Origin of the sequence: Nonomuraea muscovyensis, assembly GCF_014207745.1 — a bacterium.
In the GTDB taxonomy this organism is placed as follows: domain Bacteria; phylum Actinomycetota; class Actinomycetes; order Streptosporangiales; family Streptosporangiaceae; genus Nonomuraea; species Nonomuraea muscovyensis.
The window spans coordinates 179,530-204,883 of the sequence record NZ_JACHJB010000004.1; the positions used below are offsets into that span (position 1 = coordinate 179,530).

General features: G+C 72.6%; 24 protein-coding genes and 1 riboswitch. Of the genes, 6 read left to right on the forward strand and 18 right to left on the reverse strand.

Features of this window, described 5'->3' with window-relative positions; genetic code table 11:
• Positions 1–2: 2 nt before the first annotated feature.
• The 7 genes from FHU36_RS38705 to FHU36_RS38735 are packed head-to-tail and all read right to left on the reverse strand — an operon-like array spanning position 3 to position 9,118.
• Positions 3–935: a carbohydrate ABC transporter permease gene (locus FHU36_RS38705; RefSeq protein ID WP_312892138.1), complete on the reverse strand. Its 933-nt coding sequence runs from the start codon at positions 933–935 to the stop codon at positions 3–5.
• 2 nt (positions 936–937) lie between these two features.
• Positions 938–2,218 carry an ABC transporter substrate-binding protein gene (locus FHU36_RS38710; protein ID WP_185089100.1) on the reverse strand — a complete coding sequence of 427 codons (1,281 nt, stop codon included), beginning with the start codon at positions 2,216–2,218 and terminating at the stop codon, positions 938–940.
• A 43-nt stretch (positions 2,219–2,261) separates the two neighbouring features.
• Positions 2,262–3,014 carry an SDR family NAD(P)-dependent oxidoreductase gene (locus tag FHU36_RS38715; protein WP_185089101.1) on the reverse strand — a complete coding sequence of 251 codons (753 nt, stop codon included), beginning with the start codon at positions 3,012–3,014 and terminating at the stop codon, positions 2,262–2,264.
• Complete coding sequence (locus tag FHU36_RS38720) at positions 3,014–4,285, reverse strand: ATP-NAD kinase family protein (protein ID WP_185089102.1); 1,272 nt, start codon at positions 4,283–4,285, stop codon at positions 3,014–3,016. Before FHU36_RS38720 ends, FHU36_RS38715 begins: the two co-directional genes overlap by 1 nt.
• Entirely contained in the window at positions 4,282–5,835 is a 1,554-nt protein-coding gene (gene gcvPB, locus FHU36_RS38725; RefSeq protein ID WP_185089103.1) for an aminomethyl-transferring glycine dehydrogenase subunit GcvPB, read from the reverse strand. The genes FHU36_RS38720 and gcvPB overlap by 4 nt, the downstream gene beginning before the upstream one ends.
• Positions 5,832–7,157, reverse strand: a complete 1,326-nt coding sequence (gene gcvPA / locus FHU36_RS38730) for an aminomethyl-transferring glycine dehydrogenase subunit GcvPA (RefSeq protein ID WP_185089104.1) — start codon at positions 7,155–7,157, stop codon at positions 5,832–5,834. Before gcvPA ends, gcvPB begins: the two co-directional genes overlap by 4 nt.
• Positions 7,154–9,118: a beta-galactosidase gene (locus FHU36_RS38735; RefSeq protein ID WP_312892139.1), complete on the reverse strand. Its 1,965-nt coding sequence runs from the start codon at positions 9,116–9,118 to the stop codon at positions 7,154–7,156. Before FHU36_RS38735 ends, gcvPA begins: the two co-directional genes overlap by 4 nt.
• A 98-nt stretch (positions 9,119–9,216) precedes the next feature.
• Between FHU36_RS38735 and FHU36_RS38740 the strand changes: the two genes are divergently transcribed.
• Positions 9,217–9,861, forward strand: coding sequence for a GntR family transcriptional regulator (locus FHU36_RS38740; RefSeq protein WP_185089106.1), 645 nt, complete (start codon positions 9,217–9,219; stop codon positions 9,859–9,861).
• Positions 9,862–9,950: 89 nt separating this feature from the next.
• On the forward strand, positions 9,951–10,922 hold the full coding sequence (locus tag FHU36_RS38745) for a pirin family protein (protein WP_185089107.1): 972 nt from the start codon (positions 9,951–9,953) through the stop codon (positions 10,920–10,922).
• Positions 10,923–11,009: 87 nt separating this feature from the next.
• Here the strand turns inward: FHU36_RS38745 and FHU36_RS38750 are convergent, their stop codons facing one another.
• From FHU36_RS38750 to FHU36_RS38765, 4 genes are all read right to left on the reverse strand, one after another.
• Complete coding sequence (locus tag FHU36_RS38750; RefSeq protein ID WP_185089108.1) at positions 11,010–11,576, reverse strand: superoxide dismutase family protein; 567 nt, start codon at positions 11,574–11,576, stop codon at positions 11,010–11,012.
• Between the two features lie 82 nt (positions 11,577–11,658).
• A complete protein-coding gene (locus FHU36_RS38755; RefSeq protein ID WP_185089109.1) occupies positions 11,659–11,943 on the reverse strand; it encodes a 4a-hydroxytetrahydrobiopterin dehydratase in 285 nt (94 codons plus the stop codon).
• Between the two features lie 57 nt (positions 11,944–12,000).
• On the reverse strand, positions 12,001–13,215 hold the full coding sequence (locus tag FHU36_RS38760) for an aminotransferase class III-fold pyridoxal phosphate-dependent enzyme (RefSeq protein ID WP_185089110.1): 1,215 nt from the start codon (positions 13,213–13,215) through the stop codon (positions 12,001–12,003).
• Between the two features lie 11 nt (positions 13,216–13,226).
• Positions 13,227–14,150 (reverse strand): carbohydrate kinase family protein, encoded by a 924-nt coding sequence (locus FHU36_RS38765; RefSeq protein ID WP_185089111.1) that lies wholly within the window; start codon positions 14,148–14,150, stop codon positions 13,227–13,229.
• Between the two features lie 67 nt (positions 14,151–14,217).
• On the opposite strand from FHU36_RS38765, the gene FHU36_RS38770 reads away from it, so the two are divergent.
• Positions 14,218–14,802, forward strand: a complete 585-nt coding sequence (locus FHU36_RS38770; protein WP_185089112.1) for a TetR/AcrR family transcriptional regulator — start codon at positions 14,218–14,220, stop codon at positions 14,800–14,802.
• Between the two features lie 52 nt (positions 14,803–14,854).
• Positions 14,855–15,496, forward strand: a complete 642-nt coding sequence (locus FHU36_RS38775; RefSeq protein ID WP_185089113.1) for a class II aldolase/adducin family protein — start codon at positions 14,855–14,857, stop codon at positions 15,494–15,496.
• 63 nt (positions 15,497–15,559) lie between these two features.
• On the opposite strand, the gene FHU36_RS38780 is transcribed toward FHU36_RS38775, so the two are convergent.
• Positions 15,560–17,131, reverse strand: a complete 1,572-nt coding sequence (locus tag FHU36_RS38780; RefSeq protein WP_185089114.1) for a DUF885 domain-containing protein — start codon at positions 17,129–17,131, stop codon at positions 15,560–15,562.
• Positions 17,132–17,153: 22 nt separating this feature from the next.
• On the opposite strand from FHU36_RS38780, the gene FHU36_RS38785 reads away from it, so the two are divergent.
• Positions 17,154–18,359, forward strand: a complete 1,206-nt coding sequence (locus tag FHU36_RS38785; RefSeq protein WP_185089115.1) for a DUF4032 domain-containing protein — start codon at positions 17,154–17,156, stop codon at positions 18,357–18,359.
• Between the two features lie 30 nt (positions 18,360–18,389).
• Here FHU36_RS38785 and FHU36_RS45240 read toward each other — a convergent pair whose 3' ends face one another.
• From FHU36_RS45240 to FHU36_RS38810, 5 genes are all read right to left on the reverse strand, one after another.
• Complete coding sequence (locus tag FHU36_RS45240) at positions 18,390–19,241, reverse strand: hypothetical protein (RefSeq protein ID WP_246503224.1); 852 nt, start codon at positions 19,239–19,241, stop codon at positions 18,390–18,392.
• A 183-nt stretch (positions 19,242–19,424) separates the two neighbouring features.
• A riboswitch (cyclic di-AMP (ydaO/yuaA leader) is annotated at positions 19,425–19,561 on the reverse strand.
• Between the two features lie 165 nt (positions 19,562–19,726).
• Entirely contained in the window at positions 19,727–19,927 is a 201-nt protein-coding gene (locus FHU36_RS38795) for a DUF5302 domain-containing protein (protein WP_185089116.1), read from the reverse strand.
• An 87-nt stretch (positions 19,928–20,014) separates the two neighbouring features.
• The gene (locus FHU36_RS38800) at positions 20,015–20,335 is read right to left on the reverse strand and encodes a YbaB/EbfC family nucleoid-associated protein (RefSeq protein WP_185089117.1); all 321 of its coding nucleotides are present in this window, start codon (positions 20,333–20,335) and stop codon (positions 20,015–20,017) included.
• Positions 20,336–20,540: 205 nt separating this feature from the next.
• The gene (locus FHU36_RS38805) at positions 20,541–21,419 is read right to left on the reverse strand and encodes a WXG100-like domain-containing protein (RefSeq protein WP_185089118.1); all 879 of its coding nucleotides are present in this window, start codon (positions 21,417–21,419) and stop codon (positions 20,541–20,543) included.
• The gene (locus tag FHU36_RS38810) at positions 21,419–21,769 is read right to left on the reverse strand and encodes a hypothetical protein (protein ID WP_185089119.1); all 351 of its coding nucleotides are present in this window, start codon (positions 21,767–21,769) and stop codon (positions 21,419–21,421) included. Before FHU36_RS38810 ends, FHU36_RS38805 begins: the two co-directional genes overlap by 1 nt.
• Here FHU36_RS38810 and FHU36_RS38815 point away from each other — a divergent pair.
• On the forward strand, positions 21,762–22,190 hold the full coding sequence (locus FHU36_RS38815; protein ID WP_185089120.1) for a hypothetical protein: 429 nt from the start codon (positions 21,762–21,764) through the stop codon (positions 22,188–22,190). The genes FHU36_RS38810 and FHU36_RS38815 overlap by 8 nt on opposite strands.
• 67 nt (positions 22,191–22,257) lie before the next feature.
• Here FHU36_RS38815 and FHU36_RS38820 read toward each other — a convergent pair whose 3' ends face one another.
• The gene (locus FHU36_RS38820; RefSeq protein WP_312892140.1) at positions 22,258–25,272 is read right to left on the reverse strand and encodes a hybrid sensor histidine kinase/response regulator; all 3,015 of its coding nucleotides are present in this window, start codon (positions 25,270–25,272) and stop codon (positions 22,258–22,260) included.
• Positions 25,273–25,354 lie beyond the last annotated feature (82 nt).

Here is a 25,354-nt window from a genome sequence, read left to right on the forward strand (position 1 = left end):
CCTCACGAGTCGTAGTGGACGAGGCGCTTCTGCGCGGCGAACTGGACGAGCGTCACGAGCAGCGTCAGGACCAGCAGGATCAGCGCGGCGGCGCTGCTCATGCCGAACTGGAAGTCCCGGAACCCCAGCTCGTAGACCTGGTAGACGATCGTGCGCGCCCCCTCGTTGTGCTCCGGATTCACCAGCACGTAGATCTGGTCGAACGCCTGGAACGAGCTGATCACCGCGACCACCGTGGAGAAGAAGATCGTGGGCGACAGCATCGGCAGCGTGACCGAGCGGAAGATCCGCAGACCGCTCGCCCCGTCCACCCGGGCGGCCTCCACGATCTGCGGCGGGATCGTCTGCAGCCCGGCCAGGAAGATCACCACGTTGAGGCCGAGCGACGACCAGATCGTCACGACGGCGATGGCCACGATCACCCAGCCCGGGTCGCCGAGCCAGTCGGGCGCGGTGAGGCCGAACCAGCGCTCCAGCGAGGTGTTGAGCACGCCGTACTCGTCACCGGCCAGGATGACCTGCCACATCAGCGCGACCGCGACCGAGCTGGTCACCACGGGCATGAAGTACAGCACCCGGTAGAACCCGCTGCCCCTGACGCTGTTGAGCGCGATCGCGACGAGCAGCGCGAGAGCGAGCCCGAACGGCACGGTGAGCAGCGCGAGCTTGACCGTGTTCCACACCGCCTGCCCGAAGTCGGGATCGGAGAGCTGGGCGGCGAAGTTGTCCAGGCCGGCCCACTCCTTGGCGCCGAGCCCGTCCCACCGCATGAACGCGAGCACGACGGCGAACCCGAGCGGGATGATCAGGAACACGGCCAGCGCGGCGAGCTGGGGAGTGAGGAAGAACACGGCCCACCAGCCGTCGTGGGTGCGCACCCCCCCGGCCGGGCGGGTGACGCGCGGCCGGAGGCGGGGGCGGGTGAGGACGGCCACGGCTAGCCCATCTTGCTCTCGACGAGCCGGGCCAGCTCGGTCATGCCCTGGTCGAAGTCCACCTTGCCGGTCCACACCGTCATCAGGTGCTCGTTGATGGCGGCGGTCAGGCCGGGCACGGCGACCTCCTCGGGGTAGTTCGCGAAGCCGGTGTCGCGCACGTCGAGGAAGGTCTGGGCGTGGGCGGGGTAGCCGTCCTCCAGGACGACCTGCTCGGCGCCCTTGACGGACGGCACGGCGCCGCCGCCCTTGAGCCGCAGGAGCTGCCCGTCCTTGCCGACGAACTCGGTGAGGAAGGTGAACGCCTCCTTGGGCAGCTTCGTCTCCTTGTTGATCGCCAGGTAGGAGGCGGCGACGGCGCCGGGCATCGGTTCGCCGGTCGGCGAGGGGAACGGCACGATGTCGTAGTCGTCCAGTTCGCCGCCCTTGCGCAGGGAGTCGATCATCCACCGGCCGCCGGCGTAGAAGCCGGCCTTGTGCTTGAGGAACTGGGTGCTCGGCCCGTTGCTGTCGGGCAGGATGTCGGCGCTGAGGAAGGTCTTGTCCTGGTAGCCCTTGGCGAGGGTGCGCAGCGCCTCCAGGGCCTTGGGGTCGGTGGTGGCGACGAACTTCCCGCCGTCCCACACCTTCCCGCCGAAGCCGTTGATCATGGAGTAGGTGGAGCCGTACCAGTTCCAGAAGATCGAGCCGGCCTTGCCCGCCGCCTTGAGCTTGGCGTTCATGTCCAGATATTTCGCCATCGTCCACTGTTCGGCCTCGTGGAGGGCGGCCGGGTCCTCGGTGATCCCGGCGTCCTTCAGGGCCTTCTTGTCGAACCAGAGGACCTCGGGGTTGGTGTCGTTGGGGACGCCGTAGATCCGGCCGTCCCGCTTGGCGCCGCCGTACACGCCGTCGAAGAAGTCCTCCGGCCGGCTCTTCGAGTCGGGCCCCGCCAGCTTGTCGTCGAGCGGGGTGAGCACGCCGGCGGAGACGAACTTGCCGATGTTGTCGTCGCCCACGAAGAACACGTCGGGCGCCGTCTTGCTGGTGAGCTGGGTGAGCAGCTTGGGGTGGTATTCCTCGTACTTCGCGACGGACTCCAGCTTGAGCCGGATGCCGGGGTGCCGCTTGTGGAAGTCCTCGGTGAACTTCTCGTACAGCTTCAGGTCCTCGGCCGAGCCCCAGGTGGACCAGCGGACGGTGACCTGGCCGCCGCTCGTCCCGGGAACGTTCCCGCCACCGCCGCCGCTGCAGGCGGTGGTGGCGACGGCGAGGACGCCGAGGATGGCAAGCACACGCTTCATGGTGGTTCCTTTGGTTCTTTCGGGGGGGTGGTGCGGGCGACGGTCAGGCGAGCCCGCCGCCGTCGACGACGAGAGCGGAGCCGGTGACGTAGCTCGCGGCGTCACCGGCCAGGAAGAGGACGGCCTGGGCGATCTCGTCCGGGGTCCCGGCCCGGCCCATCGGCCGGTCGGCGGCGTCGTCGGCGAAGGCGGCCCAGTCCTCGCCGAGCTGGCGGGCCTCGTCACGCAGCATGGGCGTGTCGGTGTCGCCGGGGTTGACGGAGTTGACCCGGATGCCGGCCCGGGCGTGGTCGATGGCCAGCGCCCGGGTCATGTTGACCACGGCGGCCTTGGAGGCGCAGTAGGAGATCGCGTTCCCGCCGCCCTTGAGTCCCCAGCCGGACCCGGTGTTGACGATGGAGCCGCCCTCGGTCATGGCGGGGACGGCGTACTTGCACATGAGGAAGACGGAGCGGACGTTGACCGCCATCACGCGGTCCCACTCCTCGACGTCGAGGTCGAGCGCGGTGGTGCGGCGGATGATCCCGGCGTTGTTGAACAGCACGTGCAGCCCGCCGAAGGTGTCCACCGCGGTCGCGACGATCCGCCTGCAGTCCTCGGGCCGCGACACGTCCGCCCGCACCGCCACGGCGCTCCCCTCCGGGACGGCCTGCGCGGCCGTCGCCTCGGCGCCCGCGCCGTCGATGTCGGCCACGACCACCCGGGCGCCCTCCCGGGCGAACAGCAGGGCGGTGGCCCGGCCGATGCCCGAGGCGCCACCTGTGACGATCGCGACCTTGCCTGCGAGCGTGTTCATCAGTCGTACTCCTCACTTGCCGCGCGGACGCGGTAGATCGTGCTCTCGCGGTGTCCGGTGATCACCTGGACGTGTCCGCCGAGCTTCCTGTCGAGGTCCTCGTCGCCGGTGTCGGCGAGCAGCGGCCGCCCGCCCAGCGCGGCGAGCTTGTGCGGGGTGGCCAGCACGAGCATCCCGGTCACCGCGTCCAGCACGCGGGGGGACACCTGCTGGTTGCCGCGGCCGAGCACGAACCCCTGCCCGCCGATGACCGACAGTACGACCACCGCCTCCCTGCCCGTGACCAGGTCGAACAGCTCCGCTTCGGAGACGTCCGCGGCCACCAGCCGGTGGGGGTCGCCGATCTCGGCCACGTCCACGCCGAGCAGCGTGGTGGCGAGCCCGAGCGCGCGGCCGACCGCCTGCGTGGTGGCGCCCGGCCCGAGGACGTAGCGGACACCGGGCCGCATCCGGGCCACGACCTCCCGCGCGATCCCGTCGACGGTCCCCGGCGCCGTGCCGGACGAGCCGGCCTTGCGCCCCGAGAGGGCGACCGGGGCCGCGGGGACGCGCAGGCTTCCGTACAGCCGGGGGCTCACCAGCGCGCGCCGGTAGGCCTCCTCGTCGAGGTCGACCACCTCGGCCTCCGCCGTGCGTCCCCCGCCGGGCCGGTCGAGCCCGCGGCGGACGTCGGCGGCGAGGAAGTCGGCGGCGAGGAACCCCGCGGCGGCCGGGCTGACGGCGAAGCAGCCCGAGTACACCTTCACCCCCGCCGGGATGCCGAGCACGGTGGGGGCCCGGTCGCCGAGTTCCCGGACCGCGTCGAGCACGTCCCGGGCCGTCCCGTCGCCGCCCGCGAACAGCAGCAGGTCCACCCCGGCGAGCGCGGCCACCGCCCGGCGCGTGTCCCGCGCCGTCGTGCCACCCGGCGACCGGTCCTCCGTCCTGTCGGAGGCCCGGTCGCCCGGCGGGCCGTCCGGCTCACCGGACGGCCCGCCCGTGACCAGGTCGCAGACGCCTCCGGCGGCGCGCACGCTGTCCTCGCCCATGGCGCCGGGCACCGTGAGCAGCCGGGTGCCGGGACGGCGGGCGAGCAGGGTGCGGACGGCCCGCGCCGCCCGCTCCCCCGCCCGGGGCGTCGCTCCCAGGGCGAGGGCCGCGCGCTGCGTCCCGGCGCCGTCGCTGCCCTTGAGCCCCGCCGCGCCGCCCAGCCCGGCCACCGGGTTGACGACGAGCCCGACGAGCCCGGCCGGCCCGACCGCGGCGGGCCCCGTCATGGGCGGCCCCGTCATGGGCGGTGCTTGCGGACGTAGGCGCGCCAGGTGGGCGCCCACGCCTTGGGGTCGTCGAGCGGGGTGGAGTCGATCTTGTGGATGGACTGGTTGTACGGCGCGCCCTTGACGAACTCGGGGTCCCGGCGGGCCTCCTCGGCCACCTGGGCCAGGATGGCGGCGTACTCGTCCAGGTCCTCCCTGGAGTACGACTCCGTGGGCTCCAGCGTGAACGGCTCCGGCACCACGTACGGGTGGTGGCTGGTCCAGTAGTGCACGCCGAAGTCGGCCGCCCGGACCCCGATCTCCTCGGAGTGCACCCCGGTCTCCTCCGACAGCTCCTGCCAGGAGTAACGCACCTGCTCGATGCGCCGCCTGCCCCAGGGCGCCGACGCGCCGCGGATCTGCAGGACCTTGTGCATGAGGTAGTTGTTGTTCAGCGCGGCCGTCTCGGCCACCTGGCGCAGCCCGTCGGCGCCCAGGGCCATGATCCAGGCGTACGCCCGCACGATGTTGGGGGTGACGCCGAGGAACGGCCGGATCTTGCCGACCGAGCGCGGCGGCGTCTCCAGCCGGTACGCCGCGCCGTCGGAGGTGACGACCGGGCCCGGCAGGAACGGGGCCAGCTCGGCCGAGACGCCGCACGCGCCGGCCGCCGGGCCGCCGCAGGCGTGCGGGGTGGAGAACGTCTTGTGCAGGTTGAAGTGGCACAGGTCGAACCCGGCGTCGCGGGCACGGGTGATGCCGAGGATGCCGTTGGCGTTGGCCTGGTCGTAGCAGGCCAGGCCGCCCGCCTGGTGCACCAGGTCGACGAACTCCTGGATGCGCGGGTTGAAGATGCCGGTGTCCTCGGGATTGGTGATCATGAGGGCGGCGGTGCGGGGGCCGACGGCGGCGCGCAGCGCCTCGATGTCGGGCAGGCCGTCGGCGTCGGGCATGAGGGTGATGACCTCGTAGCCGGCGGTCTTGGCGCAGGCCGCGTTCGACGGGTGGGAGAACATCGTGGTGATGACCTGGTCCCTGGCGCCGGAGCCGGGGCCCTCGCCGTTGGCCGCGTGGTAGGCGCGGATCATGGCGATGTTCGCGTAGATGGCCGCCGAGCCGGAGCCGGGCTGGAGGGAGACGCGGGCCATGCCGGAGATCTCCGCCAGCATCTGTTCGAGCCGCCAGTAGATCTCCAGCACGCCCTGCACGGTGTCCTCGTGCTGGAGCGGGTGCAGCTCGGCGACGGCCGCGGCGAAGCTGTCGTTGACCTTGGGGCTGTACTTCATCGTGCAGGTGCCCTGGCCGACGTCGATGTTGAGGTCGGCGCCGAGGTTCTCCTGCGACAGACGCAGGTAGTGGCGCAGCACCAGTTGCTGCGACAGCTCGGGCAGCCCAGGGGGCTCGGCGCGCCGTACGGACTCCGGCAGTTCCACCGGCGGGGCGCCCGGTTCGGGCACGGCCAGGCCGCGACGGCCCGGCGTGGACAGCTCGAAGATGATCGGCTCGTCCCAGCGGGCCTGGTGGAAGCGGCGCAGCGGCGGCTTCGGCGTGACGGGGAGCTCGGCGAAGGACTCCGCGGTGTTCACAGCACCTCCTGGACGGCTGCGGCGAGACGGTCGATGTCGGCGATGGAGTGGCGTTCGGTCACGCAGACGAGCACCGTGCGCGCGTCCAGGGCGACCCCGCCGAAGATGCCGCGCTCGCGCAGCGCGTCGAGCAGCGCCGCGCTGGAAGGCACCTCGATGGCGAACTCACGGAAGTGGATCGCGTCCGGGTGCAGCACGGTGACGGACCCGGCGAGGGCGTCCATGGCGTAGCGGGTGCGGGCGAGGATGGTCTCGCCCAGCTCGCGCAGGCCGTGCGGGCCCAGGAGCGCGAGGTAGACGCCCGCGGTGATGCCCCACAGGGCCGCTGCGGTGCCGACCCATTCCTTGCCCTCCTCGCGGTGGGCGAAGGAGGTGCGGTCGTAGAAGACGTCGCCGAAGCCGTACTCGCCGGGGACCTTGGTGGGCGCGATGCCGAACAGCCGGGAGGGGAACTCGGCGACCAGCGGCTCGTGGTCGTGGGTGGCGATGTAGCCGGCGTGTCCGCCGCCGTAGCTCTGGTGCATGCCGAGCGACTGGATGTCGCCGCAGGCGATGTCGGCGCCGTAGGCGGCGGGCGGGGCGAGCACGCCGAGGGAGATCGGGTCCGCCCCGACGACGAGGAGCGCGCCGTGGGCGTGGGCCAGGTCGGCCAGCTCCCGCCCGCGGGTCTCGACGACGCCGTAGACGTTCGGGGTCTCCAGGTAGACGGCGGCGAAGGCGGCGTCGAAGGCCGGGACGGTGATCTCGCCGTCCTCCCCCACCGGGGCCAGGACGATCTCGATGTCCGGGGCGAGGAAGTCGCGCAGCTTGCTCAGCTTGTCGGCGGCGACCGCCGCGCTGACCAGCACCTTGGACCGCCCGGTGTGGCGGCAGGCCATGCGCAGCGCCGTGCCCGCCGCCTGGAAGCCGTCGTAGGTCGGGACGTTGACGACGTCCATCTCCAGCAGCTCGCCCATCATGCTGACGTACTCGAACAGCGCCTGGAAGCGGCCGTGGTCCTCGTACGGCTCCCCGGCGTAGGCGGTCAGGAACTCGCTGCGGGAGTTGACCTCGTCGCAGACGGCTGGCACGTGGTGCGGGTAGCAGCCGTGGCCGAGGAAGCTCAGTGCCTGCTCGGTGTCGGTGACCCGGCCCAGCAGGCCCTTCATGTGGCGCACCAGGTCGTGCTCGGCCGGCAGCGCGGGCGGCAGGTCGAGCGGGCGGCCGAGGCGCAGTTCCGCGGGGATGTCGGCGTAGAACTCCTCGACGCTCTCCGCCCCGATGGCGGCGAGCATCTCGGCCCGCACGCGTGGTTCGGCGTTCGGGATGTACGGGTGGGTCACGTGTCTCCTTCGATCCTGAGCACGACGGCGTCGCGCGGGGCGAGGCGGACGACGCCGCGCAGGTCGGTGTCGGTGAGCAGGTCCCGGCCCCGGTAGGGCAGGGTGACCTGCTGCGGGGCGGTGGTGTGGTTGAGCAGGAACAGGTGCCGTCCCCGCCTGACGGCCTCCACTCCGGGGGGTGGGCCGATCGCCGGGACGCCGCCGAGCACCCGGTCGAGGACCGGCGTGACGTCGTCCAGGAGGCAGCTCACGTAGGTGGCCGTGCCCCTGCGGGTGACGGCCGGCAGCCCGTCCAGGTCGCCGCCCTCGTAGCGGGCGAGCACCGCCACGTCGTCGTCCGGGCGCAGCCACTCGGTCCACGTCCGGGCCCGGCCGGTGCCGCCGCCCGCGTGCCGTACCCGCTGGGTCGCGCCGTCGGGCAGCGGCCAGAACTCGTCCACCGCGACGCCCAGCAGGTCGCGCAGCGGGCCGGGGGCGCCGCCGTCGTGGACCTGGTCCGACTCGTCCACCACCCCGCTGAACGGGCCGACGACCAGCTCGCCGGTGACGGCGGCGAGCGCCTGGGCCTGCTCGGCCGTGCACAGGTAGAGGTTGGGGACGATGACCACCCGGTAGTCCGACAGGTCGCGGTCCGGCGGCGCCAGGTCCACGGCGATCCCGCGGGCGTGCAGCGGCGCGTACCAGGCGAGCAGCAGTTCCTTGAGCCGGAGCCGGTTCGACGGCATCGACTCCGGCGCCTCCAGGCCCCACCAGCTGTCCCAGCCGAAGACGAGCGCCACCTCGGCGCGCGTGGCGGTGCCCGCGACCTCCCCCAGCCGCCGCAGGTCGGCGCCGAGCCGCAGCGTGTCCCGCCAGCCGCGCGTGTGGACGCCGCCGTGCGGGAGCATCGCCGAGTGGAACTTCTCGGGCCCGTACCTGGCCTGGCGCCACTGGAAGAACATCACCCCGTCGGCGCCGTGGGCGACCGCCTGGAGGCTGTGCAGCCGCATCATGCCGGGGGGTTTGGGGGCGTTGACCTCGCGCCACGACACGGCCGACGGCGCCGACTCCAGCAGCAGCCACGGGCGCCGCTTGAGCGAGCGCATGAGGTCGTAGCTGAGCGCGACCGCGACGTGCGAGCCGGGGTCGGCGGGGTCGGGGTAGGCGTCGTCGCTCACCAGGTCCTCCGCCGCCGCCCACGTCCAGTAGTCGAGGCCGTGCAGGAGGCTCATGAAGTTCGTGGTGACGGGAATGTCCGGGGTGATCTCGCGCAGCGTGTCCCGCTCGGCGGCGAACAGTTCCAGCAGGGCGTCGCTGCAGAAGCGCCGCCAGTCGAGGAGCTGGCCGGGGTTGACCGGTCCCGGCGCCTTGCGCGGCGGCTCCACCTGCTCGAAGCCGGTGTAGTGCTGGCCCCAGCAGGAGGTGCCCCAGGCGGTGTTGAGCGCGGCGACGGTGCCGTAACGGGCCCGCAGCCAGGCGCGGAAGTGCCGGGCCGACTCGGGGCAGAAGCACTCCAGCGTGTGGTCGGCGTACTCGTTGCCGACGTGCCACATCGCCAGCGCCGGGTGCCCGCCGTAGCGCGTCGCCATGGCGGCCGCCAGCCGTACGGCGTGCCCGCGGAAGACCGGTGAGCTCGGGCAGTAGCCCTGCCGGGAGCCGAACTCCAGCCGCACGCCCTGGGCGTCCACCGGCATGACCTCGGGGTGGTCGCGGACCAGCCACGGCGGCGGCGTCGCGGTCGCGGTGGCCAGGTCGGCGGCCACGCCGTGCTCGTGCAGCAGGTCGAGGACGCGGTCGAGCCAGGCGAAGTCGTGCGCGCCGGGCTCGGGCTCCAGGCGCGACCAGGCGAAGACCGCGACGGTGGCCATGGTGACCCCGGCCTCGGCCATGAGCCGGACGTCTTCGGCCCAGACCTCCTCCGGCCACTGCTCGGGGTTGTAGTCTCCGCCGAACAGCAGCCCCGGCACTCGGGTCAGGCTCACACCCACTCCCTCCTGTGTTTTGTATTCAGAATTCATAGTGCAGTATTTTGAACCACGTCAAGAGCTACATTGGGCACGGCCGAAACCGAAGGAGCGTCATGCCGATCGACCGGCGACCGCTACGGGAGCAGATCCGGGAAGAGCTGCTGAGGCGGCTCGATCGCGGGGAGTTCGCCGCGGGTACCGACATCAACGAGGTCGCGCTGGCGGCCGAGCTCGGTGTCAGCCGCACCCCGCTGCGCGAGGCGTTGATCACCCTGGCGGGCGAGGGAGTGCTGCAGAGCAACCAGGGCCGGGGGTTCCGGTTCGCCCCGGTCAGCCGCAAGGAGTTCGGGGAGCTGTGCGAGATCGTCGCGGGCCTGGAGTCGCTGGCGCTCAGCTGCTCCGACCCCACGTACCTGCGCGAGATCGCGCCCGAACTGCTCCGGCTGGCGCGCGACTTCCCCGACCGGATCGCCGAGCAGGAGGTGATAGAGCGTCACGACGACGAGTGGCACGACCTGCTGCTGAGCGGCTGCCGCAACGAGCGGCTGCTCGACCTCATCACCAGCGTCAAGGCGGGACTGCGCCGCTACGCCCACCTGCTCGCGGGTGACGAGACGCCGCTCGAACGGGAGGCGGCCGAGCACTGCCGGGTGGCCGAGCTGCTCATGGCCGGCGACCTGGCCGGCGCCGGCCAGGCGCTGCGCGACAACTGGGTCAACGGCATGGAACGGATGATGTCGCGCATCCCCACGTCCTGACGGTCCGGCGAGCGGCGTCCTGCCACGACGGAATAGTTGAAACATAAACTTGGTTGACCGGTGCACATCGCCCCCGGAAGGAGCCCGGTATGCCAGCCATCACCGTCGCCAACCCGCTCGCCCTCCCCCGCCTGCCCGAACCGGTGCCGGCCCGGCCGGAGCGCAAGGTGCTGGCCGTCGAGACCGCCCCCACCGGGTTCGAGGGCGAGGGCTTCCCCGTGCGCCGCGCCCTGGCCCCGATCAAGCCGTCCTACCTCGACCCGTTCGTGATGATGGATCAGATGGGCGAGGTCGACTACGCCGCGGGCGAGCCCAAGGGCACCCCGTGGCACCCGCATCGCGGTTTCGAGACCGTCACGTACATGATCGACGGCGTGATCGACCACCTCGACTCCAACGGCGGGGGCGGCACGATCACCAACGGCGACACCCAGTGGATGACCGCCGGCTCCGGCATCCTGCACAAGGAGGCCCCGCCGGAGTGGCTCGTCCAGCAGGGCGGGCTGTTCCACGGCGTGCAGCTGTGGGTCAACCTGCCGGGCGCCAAGAAGATGATCGAGCCGCGCTACCAGGACATCCGAGGCTCCAGCGTCGTGCTGCTGAGCAGCCACGACGGCGGGGCGGTGGTGCGCCTCATCGCGGGCGACCTGGCGGGGCACGCCGGCCCCGGCGCCACGCAGACACCCATCACCTTGCTGCACGCCACGATCAGCCCCGGTGCCCGGCTCACGCTGCCGTGGCGCAAGGACTTCAACGCCCTCGCCTACGCCCTGTCGGGACGCGGCACGGCGGGCACCGAGCGGCGGCCGTTCGAGAGCGGGCAGCTCGCGGTGTTCGAGGGCTTCGGCACCCGGCCGGGCCTGACGACGCAGGCCGAGAGCATCACGCTCACCGCCTCCGCCAAGGACACGCTGGACGTGATCGTGCTGGGCGGCGAGCCGATCGGCGAGCCGGTGGCCCACTACGGCCCGTTCGTCATGAACACCCGCGAGGAGCTGGTGCAGGCGTTCGAGGACTTCCAGGCGGGGCGGCTCGGCACCATTCCCGCCGGTCACGCCTGACACGCCGGTCACGCCTGACACGCCTGACACGCCGCCGATCGCACCCCGGGCCCGCCCCCACCGAGGGCCCGGGAGCCGATCGGTCGCTCAGCTCAGGGTGAGGCAGGCCACGCGGGGGCCGGCGTCGCCACGCTCGGGCTTCTTGGCCTTGGTGCGCTCGGCGTGGATGACCAGCGAACGGGGCAGCCGGTCGGAGGCGAGGAGCCACGGGTTGCGCGCGGAGGCGTTGGCCGAGCCGGTGCCGTCGGTGGTGAAGTCGAGCCAGATCTCGTTCTTGGCGCTCACCTTGCCCGGACGGTTCTGGTAATGGGGGCCCGAGTCGTCGGGCTGGGCGCCGCACGGGCTGGTGTGCAGGTGGGCGCCGTAGGTGCGGCCCGGCAGGAACCCCTCGACGACCAGGGACGAGCGGGTCTTGCCGGCCTCCATCTCCGACTCGACCAGCAGGCTGGCCCTGGACCCCTCGGGGGCGAGCTTGCGGTCGTAGACGATGGCCTGCGTGGCGTCGGGCGCGAAGTCGCCGCTGGCCGAGAGCGAGAGGTTGGGGTTGGCCGACGGCCCGGCGGAGGCGCCGGCCGAGCCGCTCGGCGCCGGAGGTGCGGCGGTCTGGGCACATCCGGCCGCTAGCAGGGCGAGCAGGAGCGCGGGCAGGCGCATGGAGAACCCCCAGAGTGGTGACAGAGCAGGAGCCGGTACGGCGGCTCGCGAAGGGCCACCACTCTAACGGGTAGTCATCCTGTCACGAAGCGTGTTCGGCCACGATGCGATCGATGGCGGCGGCCAGCGTGAAGTCCATGTCCGTCAAGTGCCCCTTGTCGTGCGTGGTGAGGGCGAGGTGGAGCGTCCGCCACCGGATGTCGATGTCGGGATGGTGGTTGAGCTCCTCGGCCCGGACCGCGATCTCGTCCACGATGCGGATGGCCGTGGGGAAGTCGGGCGCGGTGACCGTCCGCCGGATCTCCTCGCCCTCGCGGCGCCACTCGGGCACCTCGGCGAGCTTGTTGTCGATGTCCTTCGGGTCCATGCGGATCACGTTACTTCAGGCCCCGGTGCCGGGCCCGGCACCGGGGCGCCCGGCGGGTCAGCCGAAGTGGCCGCGGGTCTCGGCGAAGGCCTGGTCGGTGCCCTCCAGGGCGCGTGCCACGTCCTCCTCCGTGTGGGCGGCCGACAGGAACCAGTTGTGCCACGGGTGCAGGTAGACCCCGTGGCGCAGGCAGGCCTCGCTCCAGTGGAGGGCCGTCGACAGGTCGGCGTCGCCCTCGAAGCTCAGCCACGGGATCGTCACCGGCCCGGTCTGGTTGACGGTGAACCCGTGCGCCTTGGCCTGCGCAAACAGCCCCTCTCGGAGCCGGGTGCCGGCGCGCTCCATCGCGGCGATGCCGTCGGTGTCGCGCAGCGTCTCGATGGTGGCCTTGGCCGCCGCCATGGCCACGGCCGAGAACCAGAACGAGCCGGTCGAGTACAGCGTCTGGGCGGCGCCGCGCAGCGCGTCCACGCCGGTGACCGCGGCGATGGCGTAGCCGTTGGCCATGGCCTTGGACCAGGCCGTGAGGTCGGGACGCACCCCGTACGGCTCCCATGATCCGCGCAGGTCGATGCGGAAGCCGGCCCGCACGTCGTCGATCACCAGCGCGGCCCCGATCCGGTCGGCCAGCGCCCGCGCGCCCCGCGCGAAGGCGGGCTCCGCCAGCTCCTGGTCCTCGAAGGAGTCGTGCTTGAACGGCGTCACGATGATCGCCGCCACGTCGCCCTCCACGGTGGCGGCGGCGGCCTCCAGCGACTCCAGCGAGTTGTAGGCGAACTCGACCAGGTCGGCCCGCTCGTTCGGGGTGGTGCCGGCGGTCGACGGCGTGCACCACGGGTCGGCCCCGTGGTAGGCGCCGTGCGCCATCAGCACCTTGGTGCGGCCCGTCGCGGCCCGGGCCACCATGAGCGCCTGGGTGGTGGCGTCGGTGCCGTTCTTGGAGAACATCGCCCAGTCGGCGCTGGGGATCGTGTCCACGAGCAGCTCGGCCAGCTCGACCATGACGGCGCCGGGCCCGTTGAGGCAGTCGCCGAGGGCGAGCTGCCGGGCGGCGGCCTCCTCGACCTTCGGGTGCCGGTGCCCGAGCACGACGGGACCCCAGCTGCACATGAAGTCGATGTACTCGCGCCCGTCCGCGTCCCACTGGCGGCAGCCCTCGCCGCGCTCGAAGAACTGGGGGTAGCCGGGGGCGAAGATGGCGGCGTTGAGATGCCCGTACATCCCGCCGGGCACCACCTTGAGCGCGCGCTCGCGCAGCTCGGCGTCGGTCATGGGTCGGCCTTTCAGGAGTCGGTGAGCAGGGCGAGCGTGGACGGCAGGTCCGTGATGCCGGCGTCGGAGCCGAGGCCGGTGGCCACCCGGGCGGCGGCGGCCGTGCCCCAGCGGGCGGCGGCCGCGACGTCCTGGCCGTGCAGCAGGCCCGTGACGAAGCCCGCGCAGTAGGCGTCGCCGCAGCCGGTCGTGTCGGCGACCTCGACCTTCAGGGCGGGCACGTGCTCCACCCCGGCCTCGGTGGCGACCAGGCTGCCCCGCTCGCCGAGCGTGACCAGCACGCCGCGCGGCCCCTCGGCGAGCAGGGCGAGCGCGGCGGCCCGGGCATCGCCCTCCCCGGTCATGAGCCGGGCCTGCGACTCGTTGGGCAGGACGTGGTCGACGTGCGGCAGGAAGGCGCGGGCCATGCCCAGCAGGTCGGGCAGCTCGGACAGCAGGTCCATGGTGACCACGACGCCGTCCGCCCGCAGCTCGTCGAGCAGGCCGAAGAACGCCGGCTCGCCCAGCCCGAACGTCACGTCCACGCCGCCGAGGTGCACCGCCCGCGCGGCGCGCAGCGTCTCGACGTCGAGGTCGGCGAGCGTCACGCCGAGGTTGGCCCCCGGCACGTGGAAGCTGGGGCGCCCGCCGTCGGGCCGGATCGGCAGGATGGACGCGGCGGTCTGCTCGCCCGGCCGGCGCGTCAGCCGCGAGACGTCCACGCCCCGCTTGGCCAGCACGGCCACGAGGAAGTCGCCGAGCTCGTCGTCGCCGACCGCCCCCATGGTCACGACGTCGTTGCCCAGCTTGACCAGGTCCACCGCGGTCCCGGCCGCGGCGCCCGCGGCGGTCAGGCGGATCTGGTCGACCAGCACGGTGTCCTGGCCCGGGGGGATGTGCTCGACGGGCCTGGCGAGGATGTCGACGATGTGGACGCCGACGGTGGCGACGGTCATGGTCTAAATAGACAGACGTCCGAATAAAAAGTCAATATGCTGGGACGAGCACGACGGAGGGAGCGCGATGCCCAAGATCGTTGACCATGACGAGCGCCGCCGGGAGCTGCTGTCGGCGGCGCGGCGGGTGATCGTCAGGGACGGCATCGACGCCGCCACCACCCGCGCCATCGCCAAGGAGGCGGGATACTCCAACGGCGTGCTCGCCCACTACTTCGCCGACAAGGACGAGATCCTGCTGTCGGCGCTGCGCCAGTCGCACCAGCGCATCCGCGAGCGGCTGACCCGCAAGGTCGACGGCGCCGGCGGGCTGGCCGCCCTGCGCGAGCTGCTCCTGGACAACCTGCCGCTCGACGCCGAGCGCACCCAGGAGACGCGCCTCGAGGTGAGCTTCTGGAGCCGCAGCCTGGCCTCCGAGCGCCTGGCCGAGGTGCAGCGCGCCGAGGCCGGCGAACTGCGCGCCGTCGTGCGGGGGCTGCTCGCCGAGGCTCGCGCGGCCGGTGAGCTGCGCGGCGACGACAGCCTGGACGACGTGACCGAGCACCTGCTCGCCCTGGTGGACGGGCTCAGCCTGCACCTGCTGCTCTATCCCGGCCGCCTCCGGCGCGTCGATCTGGAGCGCATCATGCTCGCCCAGCTCGACCGCCTGTAGCGGCCGGCCGTCGCCGTTGATGTATTTCGGGCGACCGACTACATTGCCGCTCATGAGCCTTCGCGAGCAGCTCTGCGCGTACGGCAGGCGGGCCGTCGAGCTGGGCCTGGTGATCGGCACGTCGGGCAACCTGAGTGTGCGCGAGGGCGACCTCGTCGCCGTCACCCCGTCGGGCGTGGCGCTCGACCGGCTGACCCCGGAGCTGTGCCCCGTCGTGGACGTCGAGGGGCACCTGGTCGAGGGCGACCTGCAGCCGTCCTCGGAGACCCCCATGCACCTGGCGGTCTACGCGGCGACCGGAGCGGGGGCCGTGGTCCACACGCACTCGGTGTTCGGCACCGTGGTGGCGACCACGATGACCGAGCTGCCGCCCGTCCACTACAACGCGCTGCTGCTCGGCGGGGCGGTCAGGGTGGCCCCGTACGCGACGTACGGCACGCCGGAGCTGGCGGCGAACGTCCGGGCGGCGCTGGAGGGCAGGACGGCGGCGCTGATGGCCAACCACGGCGGGGTGACCACCGGCGCCACGCTGGACGAGGCGTTCGAGGCCACCCGCCTGCTGGAGTGGCTGTGCGAGGTCTACGTGCGGGCGCTCGGGGCCGGCACGCCCGCCGTCCTCACCGGCGAGCAGCTCGACGCGGTGGTCGAGCGGGCGGCCAACCCTCCCGTGTTCCCGCGCCGGACCCCGTCCTGACCTGCCCCGTCCTGACCCGCCCCGTCCTGACCTGCCCCGTCCTGACCTGCCCGTCCTGACCCGCTACGCCCCCGCGACCGCCTGCTCGGCCAGACCGAGCGGGAGGCCGCCGGAGCCGGCGATCAGGTCGTGGAACGACTTCAGCGACCCGTCGTACGACTCCCTGATGCGGTCGATCTCGATGGCCCCGGTCAGGTAGGACGGCGCCTGCGTGGGCCAGGCGCAGTAGCGGCTGACCTCGCCCTTGGCCGTGCCGGGCGACAGCGACGCCTTGGTGGCCATGAACGTCTCGGCCTCCTCGATCGACATGTCGTCGCAGTGCAGGGCGGTGTCCACGACCATCCGGGCGGCCCGGAAGATCCGGCAGTCGAGGTGGGCCAGCTCGGTGGCCGGCGTGTCGAAGTAGCCCTGCTCGTGCAGCATCTTCTCGACGTAGAGGGCCCAGCCCTCGGTGAAGTACGGCGTGCGGAACACCTTGCGTACGGTCCTCGGGTTGCCCGCCATGTGCGACAGGTGCCAGTGGTGGCCGGGGTAGGCCTCGTGCACGGCGATCGACGGCATCTGGGCGCGGGAGTTGGTGCGCAGGCGCTGGCGCACCTGCTCCTCGGTGAAGCCGTCGGGCGTGTACGGCACGAAGAAGACGCCGGTGCGCGAGCTGGTCAGCGGCGGCGGCGCCAGATAGTGGGCCACGGCCAGGACCGGCCTGACGTACTCCGCCGACGGCAGCACCAGGCACTCGTCCCCCTCGGGGAAGGTGACCAGGTCGCGGGCGCGGACGAAGTCGCGGGCGCGCAGCGTCTCGGCCTCGTACTCCTCGCGCATGGCGGCCAGGGTCGGCGGATGGTCGTCCATCAGCGCCTCCATCGCGGCCCGCCAGTCGTCCGTGCCGTTGACGCCCGGGGCGACCTCGCGCATGCGCCCGTCCAGGGCGGCCCAGGCGGCCCTGCCCTTCTCGTGCAGCTCGGGCGCGCCGTAGCCGAGCAGCTCGCGTTCGCGCAGCAGCGTGGAGTAGAGGCCCTCCCCCATCCGCCAGGTGCCGCCGCACCGGAAGCCCTCCAGGAACGCGACCAGCTCGTCGAAGGCGCGGCCGGCGGGCTCGGCGGCCTCGGCCAGTTTGGCCCGCAGGCCCTCGTCGCGCACCATCGACGGCACGGTCACGGTGAGGAACTGCCGCCCGGTGCGGGCCTGCCCGAGCCCGCGCTCGACGAGCAGCGGCGCGGCGAGGTCGGGGTCGAGGTTGGCCCGGCAGGCGGCCAGCACCCCGGGCACCTCGGCCAGCCGGGAGATCGCGGCGGTCACGAGCTCCGGTTCGGGCTTGAGCCGCTGCTGGAACGGCGTGAACATGGCGGCGAAGATCGGGGAGAGGTAGGCGGCCGGGTCGCGGCGCCACTCGGGCCAGGACGCGAGCGCCAGCCAGCCCCGCAGCTGCGCCAGCACGAGGTCCCTGTCGATCGCGTCGTCCGGCGTGGGGGTCTCCAGCCGGGAGAGCCGATCGAGCCAGCGCTCCTGCTCACCGACCTTGGCGGTGAAGGCGGTGGCGGAGAAGTCGCCGAGCGTGTGGTCGTAGCCGTCGGCTCCGAGCAGGCTGGCGGTGACGGGATGTCCGGAAAAGTACCACGTGAGAAACTCGTCCACCGGCGCACCCTATCCTGAGGGCATGCCCCTCCAGATCACCGGCGCGCTCGGCGACCCCGACCTCCTCAGCCTGCCCTGGGACGTCCCGCTCGCCGACTGGCCCCAGCACCACCTGGTCGATCTCCCCCGCGGCATCTCCCGGCACGTGGTGCGCTTCGCCCGGCTGTCCGGCAAGGTGTACGCGATCAAGGAGATCAGCGAGCGGTACGCCAAGCGCGAGTACCAGCTCCTGTGGGACCTGGCCCGGCTGGACGCCCCGGCCGTGGAGCCCGTCGCCTACGTCACCGGCCGCGACGACGGGCTCGACGCGGCGCTGATCACCCGGCACCTGCAGTTCTCGCTGCCCTACCGGGCCGTCATGTCGGGCACGCTGCGTCCCGACACACTGACCCGCCTGCTGGACGCTCTGGCCGTGCTGCTCGTCCGGCTGCACCTGAACGGCTTCTACTGGGGTGACTGCTCGCTGTCCAACACGCTGTTCCGCAGGGACGCCGGGGCGTTCGCCGCGTACCTGGTGGACGCGGAGACCGGCGAGATGCACCCCATGATCAGCGAGGGGCAGCGGCTGGGCGACATCGACAACGCCCACACCAACATCTTCGGCGAGATGCTCGACCTGGAGGCCGGCGGGCTGCTGCACCCCTCGGTCGACCCGATGGAGACCGCCGAGGACATCGTCAGCCGCTACCACCGGCTTTGGGCCGAGATCACCCAGGACGAGATCATCGAGGAGGTCGACTGGCACCGGGTGGAGCAGCGGATCAGGCGGCTCAACCTGCTGGGCTTCGACGTGGCCGAGATGATGGTGCGGCGCAAGGTCGGCACCGGACGGCTCATCGTCCGGCCCAAGGTGGTCGACGCCGGGCACCACCAGCGGCGGCTGCTCCGCCTGACCGGGCTGGACGTGGAGGAGAACCAGGCGCGGCGGCTGCTCAACGACCTCGACGGGTTCCGGGTGGCCAAGGGGCTGCGGCACGAGGACGAGGCGATCGTGGCGCACCGGTGGCTGGCCGAGGTGTTCCAGCCGACGGTCGCGGCCCTGCCCGCCGAGCTGCGGGGCAAGCTGGAGCCCGCCCAGCTCTTCCACGAGGTGCTGGACCACCGGTGGTACCTGTCGGAGGCGGCGGGCGCCGACGTGGGGCTGCCGGCGGCCGTGAAGTCGTACATCGAGAACGTCCTGGTGTACAAGCCCGACGAGAAGGCGGTGCTCCCCGACGAGCCGGGCTGACCGGCCCGCCGCGGCTCGGGAGGAGTCGGATCAGCGACGGACCAGCTTGCGGATGCGGTCGCGGCCCACGACGGCGCCGCCGCCGATCACGACCAGGGCCGCGGCCACGACCGCGCCGACCGTGCCGCCGCCGGTGCTCTCGGCCACCGGCTGGGCGGCCGCGGAGGTGGTGACGTGCGCGGCGGGGGCGACCTGGAGGGTCCTGCCGGCGGAGCCGGACTCGGCGGGAGCGGCCGCGGCCTTCTTCTCGCCGGCGTTGGCGGCGCTCGCCGCGACGTCCTGGGTGGCGGGCGCCGGCGCGGGCGCGGGAGCGGGCGCCTTCTTCTTGGCCAGGACCTGCGGCGGCTTGGCCGGGTTGTCGTCCACCCGGGCGTAGGCGCGGGTCGAGAACGGCACCGGGTGGTTCATCTTGCCCGGGCCCTTGCCCCACTTGGTGATGACGTACTCGATCTTGATGTGGCCCTGGCCGCCGTTGCCGTTGACCTGCAGCGTGTTGGTGTTGAAGGTGCCGCCGGTCAGCTCGGCGAACGTCTTGCCGTCGAGGTCGAGCATGATGCCGCGGTTGGAGGGCTCGCCGGGGCCGCGGTCACCGACGAAGAAGGGCATCTTCTTGCCCTTGTAGACGACGTAGCCCTCGGTCAGCAGCGGCCAGCTGGGGCTGGCGGCCATCCCCTTCTGCATGGGCTTGCCGCTGGCCGGCAGGCCGGTGTCTCCGGCGCGGCCGGAGGCGTCGTCCCAGAAGTAGGAGGCGGTGGTGGCGCCCTTGAGGAGGACCTGCTGGTCCTCGGGCACGTCGGCGTGGGCGGCGGTGCCGCCGAGCGTCAGCGCACCGGCTACGGAGGCGGTGAGCAGGAGGGAACGCATGCCGGATCGGGGAGACATGGAGTGGTGAAGTCCTTTGTGCTGGGCAACAGGGAAACCGCGCTCGCGGGGCAGGGCGTAGCCGGGCAGAGGCCGAACGGTCGCTACGCGCGGGAGCGCGGAAAAGGTCTGGTGCGGGGGCCGCTCAGGAGGCGGCGGATGACGCTACGCAGTGGGGGGATACGCGGTAGTGCATCAGGGAAGGTGTCCTCTCCATCTCGCCTACCGGGTTAGCTGACGGGTTCGGGCGTGGAGATGCCCTACCGACACGCGATGGTCGGATTCACCCCAGGAGATGGGTCCCCGGTTCCCGCTGGCGCGGGATTCGGCGCCGGTCAGCCGCCTCTTCCTGGTGAAGGGCTAGGTCACTGGCCGGTAACGCGATTGACTCTAGCGCGCAAAACGGACATAGGCAAAGGTAAGGCCATGAATCGGGCGAAGATCTACCTGTGACGGCAAAGAAAAAAGGGGGCACGGCATGCCGTGCCCCCTGGTGTAGTACTGCCTCAGCCACCGCTCTTGCGCCGGAAGGAGCGCTTGTTCGCGGCCGGGCCGTGCGCCCCGTGGATCTTCGACGCGTCGGAGCCCCTGCCACCCGCGCCCGCGCCGGCCTGCTGGCCGCGCTTGCGCTCCAGCGCCTCGCGGAACTTGCGCTTCATCTCGTCCTCGGGAGTTTCGCTGACTTCCGGCTCCGGTGTTTCGGCCATGAGGACCTCCTGGTGTTGGGGACATCAACAAGCTTCGCATGGTCCCGCTCGTCACGCGAAACCGGCCTTCCCGGCGATTTCGCGGGGTCAGTGGCCGTCCGGCCCGGCGAGGAGCCGCTGGGTGACGGCGAAGGTCTGGCCCGTGACGTCCTCCTCGGCCCGTCTGGCCGCCTCCATGATCGCCTCAGCCAGCTCCTCGGACCCGAGCCGCATCGCGCGGGGCGCGATGCGCAGGGCGGCGAGCCCGCCGCTGGGCAGCACCTCCACCTGGACCTGCCCGTCCGCCGCCACGCCGCGCCCGCGCGCCTCCTCCAGGCTGCGGCCGACCTCCTCCAGCAACTCCGTCTGCTGGGCGAGCTGGGCGAGCATGCGGTCGATCTCCGGGTCCCCGCTGCGCTGTGTGGTCATGACTGCTCCTGTCCGTGTGTCTCACGCCCTGCCCGATCACGGGCTCGGCGCGTTCCCGCCGTCGTGTGTCCCGCGCGTCGCGCTGTCTGTGTCTCGCGCGGTGCGCTGTCCGTGCGCCTCGCGCGTCGCGTTGTCCGTGTGTCCCGCGCGTCGCGCTGTCCGTGTGCTCGCCGTGTCGCGGCCGTCACGCACCCGGCGTTCCCGCCTAACGGCGCAGCAGGAACGCGCGGGGCGCATGGGCGAGGGCGGAGCGCAGGGTGCCCTCGTCGCTCATCCCCCCGCTCGCGACCAGGGCGTACAGGGTCGCGGCGGACGTGGTACGGCGGAAGAAGGTGCCCATGGGGCCGGTGCCGAGCATGGTCTCGGTGAACTTCGTGGCCGGCACGACCTTGCGCACGTCCCGCAGTCCCTTGATGCCGCCGTTGTAGGCCATCTCGGCGAGGAAGTGCTTGCCCGCGTACGTCCAGAGGTTGCCCATGTCCTGGCCCGTGGCGGCCGAGCTGGCGGCGTGCACCGCCGTCTTGCCCACGGCCCACACGACCGAGTCGGCCAGCGCGTCGAGCCCTTCGCGCACCGCGTACGTGCCGACGTTGAACCTGCCGATCCGCTTGGTGAGGATCGCCTGCATCAGCTTCTGGAAGATCGTCCTCTCCAGCCTGGCCCGCGCCACCAGCCACTTGAACACCGCCTGGGCGGCGACCCTGGCCGCCGGATAGAGGTAGCCGAACAGCAGCGTGAACGCCATGGCGGCGAGCTGGGTGCCGATGACCTTCAGCTCTTCGCGGTGCTCGTCGACGACGTCCGCGTACTCCTCGCAGCCGTCGGCCAGTTCGGTCAGCGTCATGCGCATGTTGGCGTAGCGGGGGCCCAGCTCGACCTCCCACAGGCGGGCGAAGCGCTCCACGTTGCGGCTGTCGTTCGCCTTGAGCGCCGTCTCGATCGCCTCCCGCGTGCCGCGGGCGATCGCGTCCACGTCGTCCGCGAGCGCGCGCAGCTCGCGGGCGCGCCCGCGCAGGTTGGACACGTCGGCCTCGGGGACGTGCACGCCCGCGAACCAGGCGAGCGCCTGGAAGGGATCGAGCATCAGGCACCTTCCTGGTGCGGCGGCGGCCCGGGGATCGGCGGCTCGGACAGGTCGGGGATCACCGGCAGGGACGAGATGATCTTCTGTTCGAGGACGTCCCAGAGCACCTCGAAGTCGCGGGCCGTGGCCGCTGCGGTGAAGCTCGCCTCGGCGAGCCGGTTCATGGAGCGGACCAGCCCGTCGTAGCCGTCGACGTACCACCCGGCCCACGCGCGGCCGTCCTCGTCGTCGCCCACGAGGGACGACGTGCCGCCCAGGGGGCCGGCGAGGCGGTGCGCCGCGACGAGGTCGTCGCCCGCCTTGTCGAACAGCCTCGCCAGCTCGCGGATGGACATCCAGTCGATGGCCACCTGGCCGGACTCGCCCGGGCTCGGCGCGGGGGCGGCCGGAGTGGGGGCGGCGGGCGAAGGGGACGGGATCGGGACCGGCCAGGTGGACGGGCCGGGGGTGGGGCCGGAGGGGGTGGGATCGGGCGGGTCCGTGGGGGACGGGCTCGGCGAACCCGGCGGCGGGGTGGGGCCGGAGGTGTCGGAGGGGGTGGGGCTCGGGGTCGTCGTACCCGACGGCGACGGCGTGGGACTTCCCGACGGCGACGGGGTGGGGCTGCCCGACGGGGTCGGCGTGGGGCTGTCCGTCGGGGTCGGCGTGGGACTTCCCGAGGGGGTCGGGGTGCCGGTCGGGGTCGCGGTGGGCGTGGGGGTGCTCGTCGGGGCCGGCGTGCCGGTTTCGCCCATCAGGCTCTCCCCTCTCCAAAGTCCACAAAACACATGATCAAGGACGACAAGACACTAACGACGACAAATTTCACTGGTGTAACAGTCGGCCATGCCGCGTTAACTTACGAACACAAGCTGTTCATCCACCGCGGTATCTCGCGGAACTCCTCGTCGAGCCGGTCGAGGAGGGCCGTGTCCGCGCCTCCCCCGAGGGCGAGGTCCTCGACGCGGCGGCACAGGTCGGCCGCGCCGCCTGCCCCGACGGTGGCGCAACTGCCCGCGAGCCGGTGCGCGAGCGCCGCCACCCGCTCCAGGTCGCCCTTCCGAACGGCCCGCCGCAGCTCGTCCAGCGTCTCGCCCGCCGTCGCGCGGAACGCGGCGGCGATCTCCATGACGTCCTCCGGCGCCAGCCCCTCCAACTCGGGCGGCAGGCCGGGCGCCGCGATCCAGTCGGGCACCCGGGCGAGGACGTGCTGCCAGTTCACCGGTTTGGTGAGGTGGTCGTCCATGCCGGCGTCCAGGCAGCGCACCCGGTCGCCGGGCATGGCGGCCGCGGTCATGGCGATGATCGGGGTGCGCCGCTCCTCCTGGAGCCTGATCTCCTCGGTCGCCGCCAGCCCGTCGAGGACCGGGAGCTGGCAGTCCATGAAGACCAGGTCGTACCCGCCGGACAGCGCGGCGCTCACCGCCTGCCTGCCGTCGTCCACGGCGTCGACGTGGTGGCCGGCCTTGCGCAGGACGATCGTGGCGACGTTCCGGCTCACCTCGTCGTCCTCGGCCAGCAGGATCCGCGCCCGTACCGGGGCGTCCGGCCGCGCCCCCGGAAGGGGCTGCTGCTCGTCGGGTACGGGTGGCTGCGGCCTCGCGGGGCCTGGAGCAGAGGCCTGAGACGGGGCCGGGGCCGGGGCCGGGGCCGGGGCCGGGGCGACGGTGGAGGCGACCGAGGTGTCGCCCGCGCCGAGGGCGTTCTCCACGGCGGCGAGCAGGCGGCGGCGGCTCAGCGGCCGGGTGATCGGCTGCACCACCCGGTCGGCCGAGGCGATCGGCCAGGCCACACCCGCCCGGCCCGGAGTGACGAGGACGACCACGCTGGTCTCGCACGGCAGCGGGTCGGCCAGGATCGCGGCCCCCACCTCCAGGTCGGCCACGGCCAGGTCGAAGGGACGCCCCTCGGCGGCGGCGGCCCGCAGCGCCTGCAGCGCCGACCACTCGTCCGCCGCCTCCTCGACGACCAGGCCCGCGTCCTGGAGGATCCGCGCGGCCAGCCCGGCGTCCTCGGGCCCGTCGCCGCGCACGGCACCGCGGAGGGTCCGCGCGACCGGCCCGGCGCCCTCGCGAACGTCGCCGCGCACGTCCTCCCGGCGGGTGTCGGTCACGAGGGCGCGGCGGCCGCGCAGGGCGGGCGAGGCCGGGGGCGACCAGGTGACCACGTCCACCGGCAGCCGCACCCAGAACCTGCTGCCCACCCCTTCCACGCTGTCGAGCCCGATCCGCCCGCCCATGAGCTCGGTGAGCTGCCTGCTGATGGCCAGCCCGAGGCCGCTGCCGCCGGTCCTGCGGGTGATCGGCGAGTCCACCTGCCGGAAGATGGCGAAGACCCGCTCGCGGTCCTCCGGCGCGACCCCGACGCCGGTGTCGGTGACCGTGAAGCGCAGCGTCGCCTGCTCGTCGCCGACAGCCCCCTCCTCCAGCTCCACCTCCAGGCCGACGCCGCCCTGGTCGGTGAACTTCAGCGCGTTCCCCACCACGTTGGTGAGCACCTGCCCGAGCCGTACCGGATCTCCGACGACCCGCTGCGGGACGCTGTCGCCGAGGCGGAGCGTCAGCCAGAGCCCCTGGCGGTAGGCGTGCGGCGCGAACGGCGCCACGACCTCGTCGCACAGCCGCGGCAGGTCGAACGGCACCGCCTCGACCTCCAGGTGACCGGCCTCGATCTTCGACAGGTCGAGGAAGTCGTCCAGCAGCCGCAGCAGGCTCTGGGCCGACTCCCGGGCCGTGCCCGCGTAGTGGCGCTGCTCGTCGTCCAGCGGCGTGTCCAGGAGCAGGGTGTTCATGCCCAGCACGCCGTTGATCGGGGTGCGGATCTCGTGGCTGATCTTGGCGAGGAACTCGGTCTTGGCCTCGGACGCCTTGACCGCCTCGTCGCGGGCCGAGGCGAGCGCGGCGGCGTACCCGGCGAGCTTCTGCTGGGCCCGGCGGCGCCCGCGGGTGGTGTGCAGCTGCACCCCGAGCCCGATGAGGATGAGCAGGGCGAGGACGGCGGCGATGGCGAGCACGCGGACCCGGAGCTGTTCGGCGGAGGCGAGCGCGGTGGCGGCGGGCACCTCGGCGGTGACGGTCCAGCCGATGTCGGGGATCGGCTCCGAGGCCGACAGCACGGTCCCGTCGGCGCCGCGGTGGGTGGTGAACCAGGTGCGGCCGGCCAGCGCGGCGTCCACCCGCGGGTCCTCGCGCAGCGAGGTGAGCGCGTACAGCTTCCGGCCGGGATCGGCCACCAGCACGCCCGCCTGGTCCGTGATGAGCAACCTGATCCCCTGCGCGTCGGCGGCCTGGGAGGCGAGGTCCTGGATGGCGTCGAGGCTGTAGACGACGGCGACGACGCCGAGCAGGCTCTTGCCGTCGGCGCTGGAGACGGGCGCCGCGGCGGCGATGGCCCGGGACACGCCGGGCATCGGCGGCGTGTACGCCTGGGAGATGTAGGGCCGGCGCTGGTTGTGCACCGTGACGTACCAGTCGGTGTTGCGCACGTCCTGCGGCAGGACGCTCTGCGGCCGGGCGCCGACCATGTCGCCGCGGGGCCCGATGACGATCACGCCGCTGACGCCGCCGCGCATGCGGGCCAGCTCGCCGTGGAACCGCTCCATGGTCGCGGCGGGGGCGGGCTCGCCCGAGGTGACGGCCTCCAGCACCTCGGGGCGCTGGGCGTAGGCGCTGACGAGCTGCTTGAGCGAGCTCATCTGCTGCTCGACCACGACGCGGCTGACCGAGGCGGTGGTCCTGACCCGGTCGCCGACCTCGTCGTGCACCGCGTCCTGCGACAGCGTGATGCTGGAGGAGGTGAGCAGCGCCAGCGGGAGCAGGCCGAGCAGGATCCACAGGGCGGTCACGGCCAGCAGCCATCCTCGGTCGCCTCGCACCGGCGCGCACCTCCCCCTCCGACCTCAACGGCCTGCGTGCGGGTACACAGTAGGAGGGTTTGGCCGCTTGTGGAGCACCACA